The organism is Arcicella sp. BE140 (assembly GCF_031456255.1).
Classification (GTDB): domain Bacteria; phylum Bacteroidota; class Bacteroidia; order Cytophagales; family Spirosomataceae; genus Arcicella; species Arcicella aquatica.
This window is the reverse complement of sequence record NZ_JAVDUE010000001.1, coordinates 46,163-66,600: the sequence shown is the minus strand read 5'-3', so window position 1 is coordinate 66,600 and position 20,438 is coordinate 46,163. Positions and strand designations below refer to the sequence as shown.

Annotated in this window: 14 protein-coding genes; 9 read left to right on the top strand and 5 right to left on the bottom strand. The window is 37.3% G+C overall.

Annotation, left to right across the window (positions count from 1 at the left end):
• The first annotated feature begins 3 nt into the window (after nt 1–3).
• Complete coding sequence (locus J2Y60_RS00235) at nt 4–1,452, top strand: nicotinate phosphoribosyltransferase (RefSeq protein WP_309912975.1); 1,449 nt, start codon at nt 4–6, stop codon at nt 1,450–1,452.
• A 54-nt stretch (nt 1,453–1,506) separates the two neighbouring features.
• On the opposite strand, the gene J2Y60_RS00230 is transcribed toward J2Y60_RS00235, so the two are convergent.
• The 3 genes from J2Y60_RS00230 to J2Y60_RS00220 all read right to left on the bottom strand — a co-directional run bounded on the left by J2Y60_RS00230 (nt 1,507) and on the right by J2Y60_RS00220 (nt 4,784).
• Complete coding sequence (locus J2Y60_RS00230; RefSeq protein WP_309912978.1) at nt 1,507–2,364, bottom strand: sugar phosphate isomerase/epimerase; 858 nt, start codon at nt 2,362–2,364, stop codon at nt 1,507–1,509.
• A gap of 20 nt (nt 2,365–2,384) precedes the next feature.
• Complete coding sequence (locus tag J2Y60_RS00225; protein ID WP_309912981.1) at nt 2,385–3,503, bottom strand: hypothetical protein; 1,119 nt, start codon at nt 3,501–3,503, stop codon at nt 2,385–2,387.
• Between the two features lie 162 nt (nt 3,504–3,665).
• A complete protein-coding gene (locus J2Y60_RS00220) occupies nt 3,666–4,784 on the bottom strand; it encodes a glycosyl hydrolase (RefSeq protein ID WP_309912984.1) in 1,119 nt (372 codons plus the stop codon).
• Nucleotides 4,785–4,981: 197 nt separating this feature from the next.
• Here J2Y60_RS00220 and J2Y60_RS00215 point away from each other — a divergent pair, with 197 nt between their 5' ends.
• The 8 genes from J2Y60_RS00215 (at nt 4,982) to J2Y60_RS00180 (ending at nt 18,258) form a co-directional block, all read left to right on the top strand.
• The gene (locus J2Y60_RS00215; protein WP_309912988.1) at nt 4,982–5,539 is read left to right on the top strand and encodes a sigma-70 family RNA polymerase sigma factor; all 558 of its coding nucleotides are present in this window, start codon (nt 4,982–4,984) and stop codon (nt 5,537–5,539) included.
• Nucleotides 5,540–5,625: 86 nt separating this feature from the next.
• Nucleotides 5,626–6,630, top strand: coding sequence for a FecR family protein (locus J2Y60_RS00210; protein ID WP_309912991.1), 1,005 nt, complete (start codon nt 5,626–5,628; stop codon nt 6,628–6,630).
• Between the two features lie 315 nt (nt 6,631–6,945).
• Nucleotides 6,946–10,296: a TonB-dependent receptor gene (locus J2Y60_RS00205; RefSeq protein WP_309912993.1), complete on the top strand. Its 3,351-nt coding sequence runs from the start codon at nt 6,946–6,948 to the stop codon at nt 10,294–10,296.
• A gap of 115 nt (nt 10,297–10,411) precedes the next feature.
• Nucleotides 10,412–11,995, top strand: a complete 1,584-nt coding sequence (locus J2Y60_RS00200) for a RagB/SusD family nutrient uptake outer membrane protein (protein WP_309912996.1) — start codon at nt 10,412–10,414, stop codon at nt 11,993–11,995.
• A gap of 112 nt (nt 11,996–12,107) precedes the next feature.
• Nucleotides 12,108–13,220 (top strand): DUF5009 domain-containing protein, encoded by a 1,113-nt coding sequence (locus J2Y60_RS00195; RefSeq protein WP_309912999.1) that lies wholly within the window; start codon nt 12,108–12,110, stop codon nt 13,218–13,220.
• A 68-nt stretch (nt 13,221–13,288) separates the two neighbouring features.
• Nucleotides 13,289–15,535 (top strand): GH92 family glycosyl hydrolase, encoded by a 2,247-nt coding sequence (locus J2Y60_RS00190; protein ID WP_309913001.1) that lies wholly within the window; start codon nt 13,289–13,291, stop codon nt 15,533–15,535.
• A gap of 333 nt (nt 15,536–15,868) precedes the next feature.
• A complete protein-coding gene (locus tag J2Y60_RS00185; RefSeq protein ID WP_309913008.1) occupies nt 15,869–16,399 on the top strand; it encodes a gluconate 2-dehydrogenase subunit 3 family protein in 531 nt (176 codons plus the stop codon).
• 143 nt (nt 16,400–16,542) lie between these two features.
• A complete protein-coding gene (locus J2Y60_RS00180; protein ID WP_309913009.1) occupies nt 16,543–18,258 on the top strand; it encodes a GMC family oxidoreductase in 1,716 nt (571 codons plus the stop codon).
• A 257-nt stretch (nt 18,259–18,515) separates the two neighbouring features.
• On the opposite strand, the gene J2Y60_RS00175 is transcribed toward J2Y60_RS00180, so the two are convergent.
• Both J2Y60_RS00175 and J2Y60_RS00170 read right to left on the bottom strand, forming a co-directional pair.
• A complete protein-coding gene (locus J2Y60_RS00175; protein WP_309913012.1) occupies nt 18,516–19,430 on the bottom strand; it encodes an NAD(P)-dependent oxidoreductase in 915 nt (304 codons plus the stop codon).
• Nucleotides 19,431–19,678: 248 nt separating this feature from the next.
• Nucleotides 19,679–20,389 carry a peptidylprolyl isomerase gene (locus J2Y60_RS00170; RefSeq protein WP_309913015.1) on the bottom strand — a complete coding sequence of 237 codons (711 nt, stop codon included), beginning with the start codon at nt 20,387–20,389 and terminating at the stop codon, nt 19,679–19,681.
• Between the last annotated feature and the right edge of the window lie 49 nt (nt 20,390–20,438).

Genomic DNA, 20,438 nt, shown 5'->3' with positions numbered 1-20,438 from the left:
ATTATGAATCCTTTATTATTGACAGATGGCTATAAAGTTGACCATCGCAGACAATATCCAACAGGAACAACTTTAGTTTATTCAAACTGGACACCCCGTAAAAGTAGAATCCAAGGTATTGATGAAGTTGTATTTTTCGGGCTACAGTACTTCATAAAAAAATATATCTTAGAAGATTTTGAAACCTACTTTTTCAAACAACCTAAAGAGAAAGTTATCAAAGAATACAGTCGTAGAATTAATAATTATTTAGGCGAGAATCAAGTTGGTACTAAACACATTGAGGATTTACACGATTTAGGGTATATCCCAATGGTAATCAAAGCCTTACCTGAAGGCGTAAGCGTACCTATCAGAGTACCCATGTTCACCATGTATAACACCAAACCTGAATTCTTTTGGCTAACAAATTATTTTGAAACGCTCCTTTCTGCTGTCATTTGGATGCCTTGTACTTCTGCCACCATTGCCAAACAATATCGCAAAATATTGGATAAATATGCAAACGAAACATCTTCTATTCCAGAGTTTGTAGATTGGCAAGGGCATGATTTTTCAATGCGTGGCATGGCTGGAATTGAAGCGGGTGTTTCTTCTGCAAGCGGGCACTTATTAAGTTTTACAGGAACTGATACAATTCCAGCGGTTGACTTTTTAGAAAAATATTATAATGCAGATTCAGATAATGAATTAATAGGAGGTTCAGTTGCTGCAACAGAACATTCTGTGATGTGCATGGGAACAACTGAAGGGGAATTAGCAACTTTTAAACGATTGATTTGTGATATTTATCCTCAAGGTATTGTTTCTATTGTTTCAGATACTTGGGATTTATGGAAAGTATTAACAGAATATTTGCCCGCATTAAAAAATGAAATATCAAGTAGAGCAGGAAAAGTGGTTGTAAGACCAGATAGCGGAGACCCTGTTGATATTATATGTGGAAACCCAAATGGCAAAAACGAACACGAAAGAAAAGGCGTTATAGAACTGCTATGGGATACTTTTGGGGGACAAATAAACGACAAAGGATATAAAGAGCTTATTCCACAGATTGGTGCTATTTATGGAGACAGTATAACTATTGACCGAGCAACACAAATTTGTGAACGACTCAAAGCTAAGGGTTTTGCCTCTACTAATGTAGTTTTAGGGATTGGGTCATACACCTATCAGTATAATACACGAGATACTTTCGGGTTTGCGATGAAAGCTACTTATGGTGAAGTTAATGACGAAGGAAGAGAGATTTTCAAAGACCCTATTACAGATGATGGCACCAAAAAATCTGCGAAAGGACTGATGAAAATCGAATTAGAAGATGGCACTTATAAACTTATTGACCAAGTAGATTGGGAAACTGAAAAACAAGGAGCATTGAAAGAAGTATTTAGAGATGGCGAGCTTTTAATAGACCAAACCTTAGCAGAAATAAGACAAAGAGTAAGATAAGCTATGATGATAATATCAGTCACTCGCTTCAAGCGAGCGACTGATATTTTATTATTAAAGTCCTTTCAAATACTGAATACTCAAAGGCACATTTTCTAATTCATGTTCGCTTTCATCTTCGATAAAGTAATGCTTGATGCCAATTTTTTTAGCTATTTTTAAGATGGCTGGCCAGTTGGCTTCTCCTGTTCCTAATACGACATCGTTTTCTGCAGGAGTATGTCCTGAAGAATCACCTATCACCCCTTTTTTCAAATCTTTTACGTGCATCAACTTCCAACGTGAGCCATATTTTTGTAATAATACTTCTGGATTGGCCCCACCGTGGAGCGTCCATAAAACATCCATTTCAAAAGATACATAGGCGGGATTGGTATTCTTTACCATATAATCGAACAGTGTACCTCCCTCGTAAGGTCTGAATTCATAGCCGTGATCGTGATAACAGAAAGTTAGTCCGTTTTCTTTCAACACTTTTCCAGCATTATTGAAAACCTCCACTGCTTTTTTAACATCTTCAATAGTAAATTCATTGCCTTTATGAGGAATCCAAGCACACATGACAAACTTAGCTCCCAGTGCCTTGGCATTATCCACAACTTCCTGCGGACTTTTCTCTAATTGTTCATAACTACACCCCGCCGAAGGAATACTGATACCTCTGTCATTGCAGAGCTTTTTATATTCTATATTAGTCAACCCCTTCGCTCCACTACTTTCTAGTTCGGTTATGCCCATTGCTTGTATTTTATCCAACGTATTTTCGACAGAAACAGGGAAATGCTTACGGAAAGTATAAGCCTGTACTCCAAATGGAAAATTAAATAAAGGCTTTTTCTTTTGGGCAAAGGTATCTGTGATGTTAAGCAACAACATCAATGTAATTGCTATCAAGTAAGATTGTTTTTTCATATTCATAAAATTGGGTTCTATTAATTAGAAATACTATTTGTAAAATTTAAAGACTTACTATCTGTCGACCAAATAAGCGAATTACTTGTACTTTGATTTCCATAAAAATGAGCAATAACCTTTGGCCCAATCCCACCCGTTAAAGGAATGATTCTGACCATGGCTTGCTTATATTGATTAGTATTTTCGGTATCATTCGGAAAAGAAATAAAGGCTAGCCATTTACCATCTGGCGAAATACTTGGAGCAGTATTCTGATACTCGTCAAAGGTTACTTGCTCTTTTTCTGAGCCATCAGCTTTCATTCGCCAGATTTGTGAATTGCCTTTGCTAAGTACAGAAGAATATTGAAGTTTCGCTCCTACTTTGGTTTCATTAATTACTTTACCCGTTACGGTATTGACTTCTGATGCTGAAAGATTTTTACATAAGCCATTGGTGATATTCACATTTGTTAAACGGGTTGGTAATGACTGTATTTTCTCTGTTTTTGATGCATTATAGACTGGCTTATCAATGCGAACGTTCCATATTTTAGCTTCATCAATCGCTAGTGAATCATGCGAACAAACATACAATCCAGCTAAAACAGCATCTTTCATTTCTGAGGTGTACGAACCAACCGTTTGCAAAGGTTCCCCTTGATGCGCTACTCTCATCGTAATTTTCTTTCCTACTCTTTCTAACTGCACCACTTCAAAGCCTTTCTTTGTAAAAAAGATTTCATCTTCAGGGTCACGCATATAAGCCCCACGCAATACTCTCCATTGCATTACTGTCAAGCCATCTCCATGCGATACTGCACTGACATGAGCAGCAGACTCATCCGCAGATTCCCGAATCATCCAACCGTATTTACGGTGATTGTTGCCTTTATCACCGATGAATTCAAAATTAGCGGTCAATACAAAATCACCTTTTAGCTTTTGGTATAAGTATTGAAATTCATCTCGATTGAACCAAATATTATAACCTGCTCCCTTGACATAATAAGTCTGTGTGACTTCATCATAACGTGCTGAACCTGCAATCTTAGGCTTCCCAACGTCGCCATGATTATGAAAAATTCCGACTGGAGTATTTTGCGAAAAGCCAAAATAACTACAACATAGTAGACAAAAAGTAATATAGATTTTCATAGTGAATAAATTGAATATATGAGAGAATGGTAATATAAAATTAAGGGTTGTGAATTGTGAGTGATGAGTTGTGATTTGTCATTGAGATTTGAAATATTAATCTACATCTCTTTAATCTTCAATACAACGTAATCTACTTTACATAGATTATTCACTTATCAATCAGTGCTTTTTGCCATACACATCTTTTAAATCATTTTCAAAAAGTGTGTAAGGGTCATTATAAAATTTCAGAAAGTCAGGCACACTTACTTGTTCTGGAAATGGTGCATAAAAATGCGTTGGACTTCTGGCATCATTCCGCCAAACTAATACATAGGCTAAATTCATCTTTTCAGATTTCAATGCCTTTAATAACGTCTCTGTCCACCAAGTAGGATTAGGAATGGACTCTAACCCTGTTTCAGTAAAAGCAGCCAATTTATTGACCTTTTTGGCATAATCAGCTACAATTTTCAGCTTTTTCACGCCCGTTTGAATATCATACTTGCCATTTCTACCAAAGTCGGCATAGTTGTCCATTCCTACCATATCTACCCATGCATCACCAGGGTAACGGTCTAGAAATTCTTTTTCTGTATGAAATTTACAGTCGGGTGAAAAGGCATAAATGAAATTATGAACATCCAGACTATCACGCAGATAAGTAACCGTAAATTGCCAAACAGATATAAAGTCTTCACGAGAACAATGAGATTTCCCCCACCAAAACCAATCTCCGTCAAATTCATGATAAGGTCTGAAAATCATAGGTGCTAACGTGCCATCCTGCCCTTTTACCGATTTAGCAAAATCAGCTATTGTCTTCAAGATTTCTTTATAGGCTTCATGATGCGACCCACCAGGCTTTATCAATGTGATAGAAGCTACCGAAACAGAGTCGTTCCAATAAAAACCACCTTTGGATACAGGATTAGAAAAATGCCAAGCTACCGTAGTTATTCCACCGCGATGATAGGTATCCACTACATTTTTTCTTAATAACTGAGCCGTTTTAGCAATTTGTGCTGAAGGTCTACCTGACAATCCACTTAAATCTACACCAATGACAGCTGGATGTGACCCTGTTACAGATTTCACATCCGAACGGTTTTCGTCACCAAACCATCCATGTCCGTACTCAGTGGCATGTTGATGCCCAAAAAGAATATTTTTCTTGGAAATTTTTGCTAAACTTTGGTATAAGGCTTTGGTTTCGTTAGTGGCTTTTTTATCAATTTGCCCATAGCTAAATTCGACAAATACGATACTTAATAAAAGTAAAATGAATAACTTTTTCATGTTTCAAAATTTAAAATTGAGTGAATTATGTATTATTCATAAAAATATCGCGTAGAAATGCACATTCTACCCTTTTCTGAGTGTAAGCAGGACAGCAAAGCACCTTAAATTGTATTTTAAAAATATTTTTTAAAATCATTTAGGGATTTTAGCGACTTGTTTGACTATACATCAAATATCGATTCCGGAACAATCACATGAAGCATTCTCAACTAAGTGACGAACAACTGATAGACTTTCTGAAAAGGGACGACAAAAAGGCCTTTGAGGAAATCTACCATCGTTATTGGTACAAACTTTTTGGTGTTGCCTATCACGAAACTGGCACAAAAGAGGAAGCTGAAGAGCTTGTACACGACTTGTTTGAAAGTCTTTGGCTAAAAAGAGAGCATTTAAACATTCGATTCTTGAGTGCTTATTTGGTAGTAGCTATCAAGCATCTAACGACTAACTATATCAAGTCGCAAATCACTAATAGGAAGTTTCAAGAGTATATTATTTTTCACGAAATACAGCAGTCTTTCTCAACTGAAGAAATTGTACATTTTGCAGATTTATCAAAAGCAGTGGATGAAGCCTTAAAGAAATTACCAGAAAAAACCTGTGAAGTATTTAAGATGAGTCGATTTGAAAACCAATCGGTAAAAGACATCGCACTACGCTTAGACCTCAGCGAAAAAGCCGTAGAATATCATATCACTAAATCGCTAAAAGTACTAAGAGAGAATTTAAAGGTGTATCATTCAGATAACTAAACATTCACTTTTAAAGCATATTAAACTCGATTCAACGCCTAGCATTTGATAAATCAACTCCATACTTGCAGAAAAATTCACGAAAGATGAACCAATACGATTTCGATAAATTATTAGAAAAATACCTTGACGGAGATTGCACGACTGAAGAAGAGGCGATGATAAAGGAATGGTCCGACAATATGTTGAAACATAGCGAACTGAGATTAAGCCCTTCTGAAAAAAATAATATTGAACACCACCTTTGGGAAAGAATCCAGCATAGTTTGTTTCCTAACAAAGTAATTTCTGTTCGCTTTAAATGGACAGCAATTGCCATTGCTGCTTCATTGATGATTGGCATTTTCGGACTATTCTATTATCAGAAAACTACTGCTTATACAAGCTCATTTACCGAAAGTATAGATAGCAACTTAGGCGTAATTGAAGTAAAAAACACCTCCTCTAAATCTCAAAAAATTAAACTAGAAGACGGCAGCGAAATTGTATTGAAAGCCGCTAGTAGTATTAGTTATCCAGAACACTTTAATGATAAAAACCGCAATGTGTATTTGAAAGGAGAAGCTTTTTTTAAGGTAAAGCGAAATCCATCAAAACCATTCATTGTGCATACCCGCGATTTGGTTACAGAAGTACTTGGAACAAGTTTCACCATTAAATCTTACGACGATTCAAAAGCGATTGAGGTGTTGGTGGTAACGGGAAGGGTTTCTGTTTATGAAAATTCAGAAAAAACAGGCACTCATAAAAACGGGGTAATTTTGACGCCTAATCAAAAAATCACTTTTGATAAAGAAACAAAAAAAATAATTCCTAGTCTGGTTGAAAACCCCATCATTGTAAACACGCCAGCCACTACGTTAGATTTTATTTTTGACGAAACCCCCTTAACAGAAGTACTCAATCGCTTAAAAGAAGCATATCAAATTGAATTTGTCATTGAAAATCATGAGTTAAACAAATGTGTATTCACGGCCGATTTGAATGAAATTCCATTGCACAGCCAGCTTGATTTAATCTGTAAATCCATAAACGCTACTTACGAACAGCGTGGAACGGTGATTTTTGTCAACGGCGTGGGCTGTCAATAAGCTGTTAGCCTTGAGCTATCAGCTTTGAGCAATGAGCTGTTAATCATTCAATTATCTTTGGGATAAAACCTAAAAAGGTCATGACTAAAAATTTTGTTGCTCAAAGCTCACGGCTCATTACTTAAAGCTAAAAATAACTCAAAACTCTTAATTCCCATTAACTCCATGAAAACATAGTCGCTTTCACAAGAAAAAGCCGATAATGTTACTAGCATTACCGGCCTTAGAAACCCCACCAAACGCCAATTCGGTGGCATCGCAACGATGCTTAGGGTTTGTTTTTCCACATTTCACAGTTTAAAAACAGTTAAAAGTATGAAAAAAAAATTATCATTTAAAAAGATTCTCTCCAAAGCGATGCGAATTACCATTACTCAACTATTCCTTTCGATTATCTGTTGCGGGATTTCTCTCGCAAACAGTGCTTTTTCGCAAGAGGTACTCAATAAAAGTATTACGCTAAGAACTGGGTCGAGTACTATTAAAAAGGTATTATTCCAGCTAGAGAAGAAAGCAGATGTTAAGTTTGTCTATAGCCCAAATGCCATTCAGGCAGGGCAAATTGTGTCTTTCAATTTTACTGAAGATAAATTATCGAAGGTTTTAGAAGACCTTCTTACACCCTTAAACATTTCGTATGAAGTAATCGATAATCGTATTCTTCTTCGCAAAAAAGCTGTTGCTGAAAGAGAAAACATTCAATCGCTCATCCCAAACGAAATAATCGCCGAACAAACAATCAGCGGAACCATCACCGATGAAAAAGGGCAAGCACTACCAGGAGTTTCGGTATTGGTCAAAAATACAAATAGAGGTACTTCGACGGATACAAAAGGACAGTATAAAATTGCTGTACCCGACGGAAACAATACCTTGATTTTCTCTTTTGTTGGGTATCAGAAACAAGAAGTTGTAGTAAACGGTCGCTCGGTAATCAACGTATCGATGTTAGTTGAAAACCAAAGTTTAGATGAAGTAGTAGTAGTAGGTTACGGTACTCAATCGCGTAAAAACTTGACAAGTGCTATTACGACTATCAAACCAGAAGATATGAACAGAGGAGCCATCAGTGATGTTGGACAGTTATTACAAGGTAAAGTTCCGGGCTTAAACATTACGCGTAGTGGTGACCCTAACCGTGCTGCAGCTATTATTTTACGTGGTGCTTCTTCTCTTCGTGACGGTGCACAATCGCCATTGTTCGTAATTGATGGTGTGCCAGGAGCTGACATTTCGTTGATTGCACCTGATGATATTGCTACGATGGACATTCTGAAAGATGCTGCTGCAACGGCTATTTACGGTAACCGTGCTGCCAATGGCGTAATTATGGTAACTACCAAACGTGCTAGCAAAGGACAAATGCAGGTATCATATAGTTCATATATGGCAATAGATAAAGTATCTAAGCAATATGAAATGATGAATGCTACACAATTGAAAGCATTCTTAACCAAAAATGGGCAAGCTTTATCCCCAGAAGATGATTTAGGTGCAAATACCAACTGGCAAGATGCTGTTCAGCGTAGTACGGCCATTAGCCAAAACCATAACATTTCATTTGGTGGTGGTAGCGAAAGCACTGTTTACAATGCAAGTATCAACTATTTCGACCAAGATGGTATCATTAAATCAAGTGCTTTAAACCGTGTGGTAGCTCGTTTATCTATCGAACAAAAAGCATTTAACAATAATTTGAAATTGGGTTTATCAGTAACCAATTCAGTAAGTGATGCCAAATGGGTTCCTTATAGAAACACTGTTTTAGCCCAAATGTTGACTTATTTGCCAACAGTTCCTGTACATAAGGCAGACGGTTCTTTTTATGACAACTTCAACAAAACTAGTTATTACAACCCTGTTTCTTTGATTGAAAATGGACAAGAACGTTTGAAATATAAAACTTTGGTAGGTACTTTCTTTGGTCAGTTAAAACTACCATTGGGTTTTACTTATGATGTAAAATTCTCGTACCAAAACTTCCAGACCAATTATGGTGCTTATTACAATAGTTATTATACACAATACTATAATAATATTCGTAGTACGCCAGAACCTCCGGGAAACCCATCTTTCATCACTTTAGTAGGTGCAAATGGTTTGGCAACAAGAAATGCGTATCAAAATACTCAGAGCTTATTAGAAACTTATCTTACTTGGGATAAACAAATTGGAGACCATTCAATTAATGCTGTAGTGGGTTATTCTTGGCAAGAAAGTATCAACGGCGACGGTTTCCAAGCAACTAGTACTAACTTCCCAGTTGATGCTGTTGGTTACAACAATTTAGGTTTAGGTAACCCTTATGCGGTTAACTCATTCAGAGTAAATTATGGTGGTGATAATTACCAACAAGTACGTTTAATCTCAGACTTTGGTCGTGTTAATTATAATTACAAAAACAAATACTTATTGCAAGGGTCAATCCGTCGTGATGGTTCTTCGGTATTCGGCTTGAACAAGCAGTGGGGTTATTTCCCAGCAGTAGGTTTTGCTTGGAGAGTTGACCAAGAGGGATTCATGGAAAAACAACAGATTTTCAGTGAATTAAAATTACGTCTTAGTTATGGTGTAACGGGTAACTCAGCAGGTTTTAGCCCATATACTACTAAATTGATTTACGGAAACGTTGGTACATTCTACTATAATGGGTCTCAACAGGCTGCGATTGGTGCATTACAAAACGAAAACCCTGATTTAGGTTGGGAAAAAACAGCTACTTCAAACCTTGGTATCGACTTCTCGGTGGCTAAAGGAAAAATTAGTGGTACTGTTGAAGTTTACAACAAAAAGACCTCTGATTTAATTTGGACTTATCCTGTAAGTACGGTGTTGTATCCAAATGGTTCTTTAACGGCCAATGTGGGTGAAATGAGTAACAAAGGTTATGAAGTTACCTTGAATGCTAGCCCCGTAAAAACTAAGAATTTCTCTTGGAATACTACTTTTAACTTAGCACACAACGAAAACAAAATTTTAAGTCTTTCGAATGCTTCGTTAAAAACTGACTCGGTAAAAATCGTTCAACCAGATGGTGGCGGACAAACGGGAGAAACCATTCAATTGATTGTAGCAGGACAGCCAATTGGTCAGTTTTTTACATATGAATATGCAGGTAAAGATGCCAATGGTGTATCGCAATACTATAACTCAAAAGGTGAATTGACGACCAAACCTGTTAGCGTAAAAGACTACAAAGCTATAGGAAATGCACAGCCTAAATTATTACTAGGTTGGTCAAACAATTTTACTTACAAAAATTTGGATTTGAATATCTTCATGAGAGCAGTGCTAGGTAACAAAATCATGAACGTAACGCGTGCCGATTTGTTCAGACCAAGTACTGCCAGATTCACTAACATTCCTGTTGAAGTAGCTGAAGAATCAGCCAATGATTTTAACTCTTATCGTTACTCATCTCGTTTCTTGGAAGATGGAAGCTATTTACGTTTAGACAATGCTACTTTGGGGTATTCATTCAAGAATATCACTAAAGATATCAAGCGTATTCGTTTGTATGCCTCAGTAAATAACTTGTTTGTGATAACAGGCTACAAAGGCATCGACCCTGAGATTAATCAAGGCGGTATTGCTCCTGGTGTTGACTCTAATAATTTTTATCCTAAAACCCGTACATTCTTGTTTGGTGTTTCCGCCTCATTCTAAAAACATTTACAATAATTCAAACAGTACCTAGAAGCAATTACTGAATTAATGATGTTTTTGAGGATTTCTTCTTAGAGAATTAGGTACTGTTCAAAACTATTAATGCTAGAAACAGATGAAAAAAATATTTCAATTGATAATAACCATTGCAAGCATAAGTGGATTAATGGCTTGTCATGACCTTGACGTCCCCGTAACAACACAACTAACGCCAGAGATTTTCCCTCAAACCCCTACACAGTTTATCCAAGCTGCGGGACCGACGTACAATTCTTTTCGTCAAAACTATTCAACAGACTACTGGTTTTTACAGTCGTTGAGTACCGATGAAGCGATTTTACCAGCACGTGGTGGAAACTGGTATGATGGTGGACGTTATGAACAACATCACAAACATACTTGGAATCAAGATAACGCACACGTACAAAGTGCTTGGGCATGGCTGACAACTACCATCAGTACAAGTAATCAGAATATTTTCTTGATTTCAAAAGCACCAGAGTCCACAGCTAAACTTACAAGTTTGGCAGAACTAAGAACCATGCGTGCAATGTGTTATTTTATGATGATGGATATGTGGGGAAATATCCCAATTTCAACAAAATTTGGTGATACAACTACGGCTAGAACAACTGCAAGATCTGATGTATTTAAGTTTATCGAGAAAGAGTTACAAGAGAGCCTTCCTGACCTTAGTGTGGTAGTTGGGCAAGAAACTTACGGTCGCCCGAATAAATATACAGCTTATGCCATTTTGGCTAAGATGTATCTGAATGCTGAAGTGTATACAGGAACTGCTCGTTGGAGCGACGCTATCACAGCTTGTGATAACATCATCAGTTCTGGTAAATATGCTATTGAAAGCGATTATCGTAAAATGTTTTTTATAAATAATGGTCCGCAAATCAAGGAATTTATTTTTGCGATTCCTTACGATGCCTCCGCCCCGAATGGTTATATGTTTTATGCCCGATACTCCATGCCGAGGTCATTACGTGCTAAATTCAGCTTACCATTTACACCAAGTGCGGCGGCAAGTACTTTACCAGAATACTATGCATATTACAACGACCCTAAAGATGTAAGGAATCAACAATGGATTACGGGGAAACAATTCGATTATAAAGGCGTACCTGTAACTGTAGCCACAACAAAACAAGGTTATGACGAAGATTATAAAGGTGCAGATGCGGGAGCAGCTTTAACTTATCAAGTAGATATTACACCAGATGTTATCATTAAAAAACCTGCTAGTTTTGATTTGGGGAATGATGAAAAAGCTTGGAACATGGGTTATCGCAACAATAAATTCTATGCTGATAGTACTTCGGCTACTAGAAACCAAAACAACGATGTACCTATTTTCAGATATGCCGATATATTATTGATGAAAGCTGAGGCAATCTTGAAAGGTGGCACTGCAACGAATGGTCAAACGGCTATTTCTTTAGTGAATGAAGTAAGGAGTAAGCGTACAACTTCTACTCCTTGGACTTCAGTAACATTGCAACAACTTTATGAAGAAAGAGCCAGAGAGTTTGCTTGGGAAACTTGGCACCGTAACGATATGATTCGTTTTGGTAAATATGAAGGTACATGGGGAGTAAAAACCGATACAGATCCTAAAAAACGCCTTTTCCCAATCCCGACAAATGCTTTACAATTAAATAAATCATTAACTCAAAATCCGGGTTACTAAGATTTAGTTGATTATGCTTACTTTATCAATAGCTTTGTATCAAAGAGTTTTCTTGGTGCAAAGCTATTGTTTTCAAGAGCCATTATGAAAATGTAAATTGTATCCCTTTATTATGCAAAAGAGTAATCCTTCCTCGCGTTTACAATCACTTGATGCCCTCAGAGGCTTTGATATGTTTTGGATTATTAGTGGCGAAGGCTTAATTCATGAATGGGCAAAAGCCTCTGACAATACGGCTATCAATTGGATTTCTAGCCAATTACACCACTCAGATTGGAACGGCTTTACTTTTTATGATTTGATATTTCCTTTGTTTATTTTTATTGCTGGTATTTCTATGCCTTATAGTATTGGCAAACAATTAGCCAATCAACATGCTAAAAAGCAGATATTAAAAAGCTTATTCAAAAGAGCCTTCATCCTGATTATTCTTGGTACCATCGTCAATGGGCTATTCAAATGGCAAGGGTATGAAAACACACGCATTGCCAGTGTGCTAGGCAGAATCGCCCTTTCTTGTCTATTCGCAGGAATTATTTTTATTTATACAGACCTCAAAACGCAAATCTTTATTTTCTTCGGTATTCTCATTAGCTATTTTTTACTAATGAACTATGTTCCGGTACCCGATTTTGGTGCTGGCATTTTGACCAAAGAGGGCAATTTATCTGCATATCTCGACCGTCTTTTTCTACCCGGAAAACTTCATCGAAAGGTTTATGACCCTGAAGGATTGTTATCAACCTTACCTGCTATTTGTAATGCATTATTAGGAATTTTTACAGGAAAAATTTTACAATCAACTTCTATCGCAGGGTTTAAAAAAGTAGCAATAATGTCAGCTAGTGGTATTATTTGTATTTTATTAGCTTACCTCTGGAATCCATTTTTTCCGATTAATAAAATCATGTGGACAAGCTCATTTGTACTTTGCTCAGGTGGTTTTAGTTTACTGTTTATGAGTGTCTTTTATTTAGTGATAGACGTACTAGCCATCAAGTTTTGGATAGCACCATTCGTTTGGATTGGTATGAATTCAATTACCATTTACATGGCAGCTCATGGATTGATTAACTTTGAGTTAACAGCCAATTATTTGTTTGGAGGATTAATTCAACACCTCAATACCCCGTGGCAACCTGTAGGATTAGCGACAGGAATTGTTTTGGTGCAGTTAGGCTTTCTGTATTTTTTATATCGCCAGAAATGGTTTTTGAAAGTATAGAAAAATACCAACTTAACCTATTTTATAAAAGTATTACCCAAAAATCGAAGCAACATATTTTCAATAAAATGAGCAAAAAAAATATTCTTTTGGTTTTGTTATTTCCTTTAGCAAGCATAGCCCAAAAACAGCCCGTCGATTATGTAAATCCTTTTATTGGCTCAGCCCCTAGCACGACAGAAAGTGCTAAAAAACACAGTGAAGCAGGGTCGGAAATGAAAGGGCAAATTGTACCAGCCATTGGTGTGCCACAAGGCATGACCTCTTGGACACCCCAAACCAGAGCTACTGAATTAAAATGCATTCCTCCTTTTTATTATAACGATACTAAAATTCAGGGGTTTAGAGGAACTCATTGGATGAATGGTAGCTGTGTGCAAGATTATGGCAGTGTTACTATCATGCCAATGTCTGGAAAATTGAATGTGAATGCAACAGACAGAGGGAGCGATTTCGACCGAAAAACTGAAATAGTAAAACCTTCTTATTATCAGGTAAACCTGAAAAAAGGGAATATCAAAGCCGAAATGACAGCCTTATCTCGTTCGGGATTTTTACAATTTACTTTTAGCCAACATCAGGATAATTATGTAGTGATTGAACCCAATTCAGACGAAGGGGAAGGTTTTGTAGAGGTTCATCCTGAAAAAAAAGAAATAGTTGGTTATAATCCCGTCCACAGGATTTATCAAGGTTTTGGTAAGCCCGCAGGGTTCAGTGGATACTTTGTTATTCAATTTGACCAAGCCTTTACAGATTATGGTACTTGGAAGAACAATGGTATAAATGCCAAATCTGTACAAGCACAAGGCAACGGACAAAAACAGGCTGTTGGGGCTTATGCACAATTCGGTAATAAAATCGTCAAAGTACGTATTGGTACTTCGTTTACTAGTTTGGAAGGAGCACGAAAGAATCTTGAAGGTGAAATCAACCATTGGGATTTTTCTAAAACCCGTCAGGCATCAAACTCAGCTTGGAATAAAGCCTTGAGTAAAATTCAAGTAAAGGGTTCAGAGTATGATAAAACCTTATTTTATTCTGCGTTGTATCATACCAAACTGACACCCAGAATATTCTCGGATATTGATGGTTCTTATACTGGTTTTGCCGATGATGATAACATTTACCAAGCCAAAGGTTTTGATTATTATGAAGATTATAACCTGTGGGATACTTACAGAGCGGTGCATCCTTTGCATACTTTGCTAGAACCAAAAGTAACGGCAGATATGATGCAATCTTTAGTCAAAAAAGCAGAACAAGGTACTTGGTTGCCTATTTTTCCATGCTGGAATCATTATACTGCGGCCATGATTGGCGACCACGCCATTGCTGCCATTGGCGATGCCTACATCAAGGGCATCAAAGGTTTTGATATTAAAACGGCTTATCAATATATGCGTAAAAATGCTTTTGAAGTAAACACAAACCAAAAGAGTTATGAAGAAGGCAAAGGAAGAAGAGCATTGGCATCTTATTTAAAATACAATTATATCCCGCTCGAAGATTCCGTTTGGCAGGCTTTCCACAAAAGAGAGCAAGTTTCGCGCACTTTAGAATATGCTTATGATGATTTTGTATTAGCAAAAGTAGCCCAAAAGCTGGGCGAGAAAGCTGATTATGAAACCTTGATGAAACGTGCTAAAAACTATCAAAATGTAATAGACCCACAAACTGGCTACGCTCGTGGTCGTTATGCTGATGGCAGTTGGATTGACAAATTTGACCCTTTTGCACAACGCAGTAGCTTCATTACCGAAGGCTCGCCTGCTCAATATACTTTTTACGTCCCCCAAGATGTGGAAGGCTTGATAAACCACATTGGTGGGCAAAAACGCTTTATAGAAAAATTGGATACCTTATTCGACCAAGGTTATTATTGGCATGGCAATGAACCCAACAATCAAATTGTATATTTATATCCTTTTGCTAATCAGGCTTGGAAAACACAAGCAAAAGTACGTCAGATTATCAAAGAAGAATACGATATTTCAGCAGGTGGAATGAGTGGCAACGAAGATGGTGGACAAATGTCAGCTTGGTTGGTTTTTAGTATGATGGGCTATTACCCCGTGTGTCCGGGTACGCCAAATTATGTGATTGGTAGCCCAACTTTTGATGAAACAACGCTTCAGTTACCTAATGGAAAGCAGTTTAAGATTATTGCGAAAGGCAATTCGGCAAAAGCACCATATATTCAATCGGCTACACTCAATGGAAAGCCTTTTACTGAAAAATTTATCACACACCAACAAATTATGTCAGGGGGTGTTTTAGTATTTACGATGAGCAGTAAGCCTAAAAGTCTATGAGTTTAAGGTTTATGTGTTTAGGGTTTAAAGGTTAATATTTATGAGTTTAGAAGTTAAAGGTTTAAAGCTTAGAGAAATGCTAATGTTTATAAGTTTCAAAATCAAACTTTGTAGCACTGAAAACATACTTATAAGCTCATAAACCTTAAACTCATAAACTCTAAACTCATCATCTCATAAACTCATAATAACACAGGTCAGAGTTAAACTATTTCAATAAAAACTTATATTCACCGTAATTTGATAACGTTTTTTTCTTTACTTTACTAAAAAGTATAAACTGCTGAGTACAACGTTTTTTAATAATCTAATAATCAATTATTTAACCAAAATATGAACCGTAGAGAAGCCGTCCAACGAGTTGCCCTTCTGATGGGAGGTGTGCTTTCTGCCCCTTTAATGGCAGGAGTAATGGGACAAATTATTAATACTGGCAACAGTGTAAGTGTGAGTCTTGAGCAAGAAGCTTTGCTTGCGGAGGTTGCTGATATTATTATTCCAACCACTGATACTCCTGGTGCGAAAGCTGCTGGTGCTGAAAAATTCATTGTGCGTGTCATGCGTGATTGTTATAAAAAAGAAGACCAAGAAAAATTCTATGCAGGTTTGGCAAAATTAGATGCTGATAGTAAAGCTAAATTTGGAAAAGGTTTTGTGGAATTAGATACTGCTCAGAAAAATGAAATGGTTAAGTTAAGTACTATCAACGATAAGCCTTTCTTCTTAAGAATGAAAGAATTGACAGTAACTGGCTATTTTACCTCTGAAATCGGTGCTACTAAAGCGTTGGCATACCTTCCGATTCCGGGGAAATTCCAAGGTTGTGTACCGTTGAAGCCGGGACAAAAAGCATGGGCACTATAAGTATGAGTGATGAATTGTGAGTGATGAGTTTTAAGCTTTGTTATCTAAATTCATCTGTCATTTCTCAAAATTATTACCAATTTTATTTTATAAAACAAAAAGCTGACTGCTAATAGCTAAAAGCTTAAAACTCATATCAGGAGATGTCAAATTTGAATATAGATGCAGTTAAAGGAATGACTTATGATGCCATTGTAATTGGTTCAGGCGTTTCTGGTGGTTGGGCTGCTAAAGAATTAACCGAAAAAGGCTTAAGAGTACTAATGCTTGAAAGAGGTAAGCAATTAGAACACGTTACTGGCTACGAAAACGCCATGAAAGACCCTTGGGAAATGAAATACAATGGTCGTTTAACAATAGAACAAAAAGAATCCCATCCAAAATTATCTCGTGATTATCCGTACAATGAAATGACGGAAAAATACTGGATGAATGATTCAGACTCATTATATAAAGAAGAAAAACGTTTTGACTGGTATCGTCCAAACATCGTTGGTGGTAAATCAATTATGTGGGGTCGTCAATCTTATCGTTTAAGTGACATCGACTTTGAAGCTAATTTAAAAGATGGTATTGCGGTTGACTGGCCAATTCGTTATAAAGACATTGCACCTTGGTATTCTTATGTAGAGAAATACGCTGGGATTTCGGGTGAAAAGTTAGGTTTACCTCAATTGCCTGATGGCGAATTCCTTCCAGCAATGGAAATGTTCTGTGTAGAAAAAGAAGTGAAGCAACGTCTTGAGAAAAACTTCCCTGGCCGTAACCTTACAATGGGGCGTGTGGCTAACCTTTCAGCAGCGGCCAAAGAACAACTAGGTATTGGTCGTTCTTCTTGTCAATATCGTAACAAATGTTCTTTAGGTTGTCCGTTTGGTGCATATTTCAGTACGCAGTCTTGTACACTACCTCCAGCAGCTAAAACAGGTCGTCTGACTTTACGTCCTGATTCAATCGTAACTGAAATTATGTACGATGAAAATAAGAAAAAAGCGACGGGTGTACGTGTACGTGATGCTGTAACGATGCAAGACCGTGAGTATTTTGCGAAAATCATCTTTGTTTGTGGTAGTACTATCGGTTCTACTTCGTTAATGATGAACTCTGTGTCAAACCGTTTCCCTGAAGGTATGGGTAATGATTCTGGACAGTTAGGTCACAACTTGATGGATCACCACTTCCGTACAGGTGCTTCGGGTACATGGGAAGGCGATTTAGATAAATATTACTACGGACGTAGAGCAAACGGCATTTACATACCACGATACCGTAATATCGGTTCAGACAAACGTGATTACTTACGTGGTTTTGGTTACCAAGGTGGTGGAAGCCGTCAAGGCTGGCAACGTAACGTAGCTGAGCTTTCTTTTGGTGCAGACTACAAAAATGAAGTAACGCAACCAGGAGCATGGTCAATGGGCTTTAGTGGTTTCGGTGAGACTTTACCATATTACGAAAACAGAATGTTCCTTGATAAAACCACTAAAGATAAGTGGGGCTTGCCTGTAGTGGTGTTTGATGCTGACTTACGTGAAAACGAAAAGAAAATGCGTATCGATATGATGAACGATGCTAAAGAAATGTTGGAATCATCGGGTGTAAAAAATGTAAAAACGTATGATAATGGTTCTTACTTAGGAATGGCTATTCACGAAATGGGAACTGCCCGTATGGGACGCGACCCTAAAACTTCGGTATTGAATGCCCATAACCAAGTACACGCTGTGAAAAACGTATTTATGACGGATGGTGCGGCTATGACTTCTGCATCGTGTGTAAATCCATCGCTTACGTATATGGCACTTACAGCCAGAGCAGCAGATTTTGCGGTAAAAGAATTGAAGAAATTGAATCTTTAGTAATATTCAACTCAATAAAAATCCCTACAGGAATGATTTCTTGTAGGGATTTTTTATTAGTTGACCTTATTCTGCAAGGTACTAGAAGGTGGTATTTGAGTCCTACTGATTATCCACAAGTTAATATATTGCTGATAATCAAAGTATTTATCACTAGCGGGTGACTTAAGTCACCCGCTAGTGATAATGGTCGAAAGCTCGTTCGTAAAACAAACTCATGCCATGACTTGAAGTCATGGCATGAGTAAGCGAGTAAATTATAATAAAGCTTCTGTTTGCTCTGCCACAATTGCAATCCCCTCATCAAAACTTACGGGATTATAGCCTAACACGGAAATAGCTTTGTCTAAAATAAAGCCTGTTCTTGGCGGGCGTTTGGCAGGTTGAGTGAAATTACTTGAATTGGCTGTACTGATGAGTGATTTATCTAATTGAAAGAAATCTGCCGTTTTAATTGCCATTTCATAAGGCGTTAAAAAGTCTTTTCCCGAAATATGAAAAATACCTTCTGCTTCTTTATCAGTCATCAACCAACAGCCTTTGGCTAAATCTTCTGCCAAAGTAGGCGTGCGAAACTGGTCAGTTACTACTTTAATACTTTTGCCTTCTTCCAACGATTTCTTTACCCACAATATAATATTACTCCGACTCATATCCGAAACGATACCATAAACCAACACTGTTCTGGCAATACTCCAACGACATGTCGAACGCCTTACCACTTCCTCTGCTGCATACTTTGTCCAGCCATAATAACTTACTGGACTTGGTTGTGCTTCCTCCGAATACGGGCCAGCACTCCCATCAAAAACAAAGTCAGTAGAAAGATGGCAAAGATAAATATTGTGTTTTTCGCAAACCTCCGCTAAATATTCAACAGCCTTTACATTCATTGCCCAACATAAATCTTTTTCAAATTCACATTGGTCAACATTCGTCATGGCAGCAGTGTGGATAATGGCATTAGGCTGAATCCTTTCAATTACCTCCGCCACTTGTTCAGCATTCGTAATATCCATTTCCTGATATTCGTAGCCATCTGTAAACGACAAACGATTGTTGCCACGGGCAGTAGCAATCAAATGAATATCAGCGTGATTCGCCAATAATGAAACCAATTTCTGCCCCAGTAGTCCATTAGACCCAGTAATGAGTATTTTCTTTTTTGACATTTTTATTTATTTAAGAAGGATTTTCTTTTTATTAATCCCTTAAAATCAATAATTAATAAAATCATGTGACAGCCATTTTCCGAAATTCCGCTGTTTGAGCGAAGCGAGTCGGTTCGCCGATGCGATTCGGAATTTCTTGACTTTCTTTTGCGGTCCGCCGCGCGGTTACTTTTCTTTTGTCAAGAAAAGAAAAGTAAGCTATGGAAAATAGGAGTTTTTTTAAATTCTCCAGTAAAATAAACATGGTATTACTCTCCAAACGTATATGCATACAATTTAGTAATCTTCTTTTTCCGCATTTTTTTACATGTAATTTTCATGGCAATATCTTTCAAAGGACGATTATTCTTGTCCCTTGGCTGACGAGCCACTGAATCTATCACCCAAAGATTATCAATTACTTGTCCGAATACAGTATAATTACCATCTAAATGAGGTGTTCCACCAATGGTTTTATAAACATTTTTTTGTTCCTCAGTATAAGTTCTTAACGGGCTTCTCGCCATTTGTTTAGCTAAAGTTGAATCATTCCAAACCTGTCCTTGTACGATATAATACTGACAGCCCGAGGAGGCCTTTTCGGGATTATTATCACGAGCGGCAGCTATTACTCCTTTTTTATGAAACAATTCAGGCGTGATTTCCGCTGGCACTTTATAGCCCACATCACCATTACCGAGCAATTCTCCTGCTTTGGCATTTTTGGAATTTGGGTCACCTCCCTGAATCATAAATGTGTTGATAATCCGATGAAACAGTAATCCATCATAGAATTTATCATCTACTAGTTTCAAAAAATTCTTTTTGTGTTGGGGTGTTTCGTTGTGCAAAACAGCGTGCATTTCTCCGAAAGGAGTGCTAAAAGTAACAAGGTAGTCTTTTCTTTTACGCTGTGAAAAAGCTTGAAAAGTGATGATGGATGCGATAAAGTACAAGAGTATTTTTTTGTTTGAATTCATGTCAAACGATGAGAATTTAGTTGGATGAATGGATGAAAACTCAATATAC

Coding starts and splice junctions, on each gene's coding strand:
- J2Y60_RS00225 (WP_309912981.1), bottom strand. CDS start 3,503: ATGAAAATCTATATTACTTTTTGTCTACTATGTTGTAGTTATTTTGGC.
- J2Y60_RS00175 (WP_309913012.1), bottom strand. CDS start 19,430: ATGTCAAAAAAGAAAATACTCATTACTGGGTCTAATGGACTACTGGGG.
- J2Y60_RS00205 (WP_309912993.1), top strand. CDS start 6,946: ATGAAAAAAAAATTATCATTTAAAAAGATTCTCTCCAAAGCGATGCGA.
- J2Y60_RS00215 (WP_309912988.1), top strand. CDS start 4,982: ATGAAGCATTCTCAACTAAGTGACGAACAACTGATAGACTTTCTGAAA.
- J2Y60_RS00220 (WP_309912984.1), bottom strand. CDS start 4,784: ATGAAAAAGTTATTCATTTTACTTTTATTAAGTATCGTATTTGTCGAA.
- J2Y60_RS00210 (WP_309912991.1), top strand. CDS start 5,626: ATGAACCAATACGATTTCGATAAATTATTAGAAAAATACCTTGACGGA.
- J2Y60_RS00230 (WP_309912978.1), bottom strand. CDS start 2,364: ATGAAAAAACAATCTTACTTGATAGCAATTACATTGATGTTGTTGCTT.
- J2Y60_RS00170 (WP_309913015.1), bottom strand. CDS start 20,389: ATGAATTCAAACAAAAAAATACTCTTGTACTTTATCGCATCCATCATC.
- J2Y60_RS00235 (WP_309912975.1), top strand. CDS start 4: ATGAATCCTTTATTATTGACAGATGGCTATAAAGTTGACCATCGCAGA.
- J2Y60_RS00195 (WP_309912999.1), top strand. CDS start 12,108: ATGCAAAAGAGTAATCCTTCCTCGCGTTTACAATCACTTGATGCCCTC.
- J2Y60_RS00190 (WP_309913001.1), top strand. CDS start 13,289: ATGAGCAAAAAAAATATTCTTTTGGTTTTGTTATTTCCTTTAGCAAGC.
- J2Y60_RS00200 (WP_309912996.1), top strand. CDS start 10,412: ATGAAAAAAATATTTCAATTGATAATAACCATTGCAAGCATAAGTGGA.
- J2Y60_RS00180 (WP_309913009.1), top strand. CDS start 16,543: ATGTCAAATTTGAATATAGATGCAGTTAAAGGAATGACTTATGATGCC.
- J2Y60_RS00185 (WP_309913008.1), top strand. CDS start 15,869: ATGAACCGTAGAGAAGCCGTCCAACGAGTTGCCCTTCTGATGGGAGGT.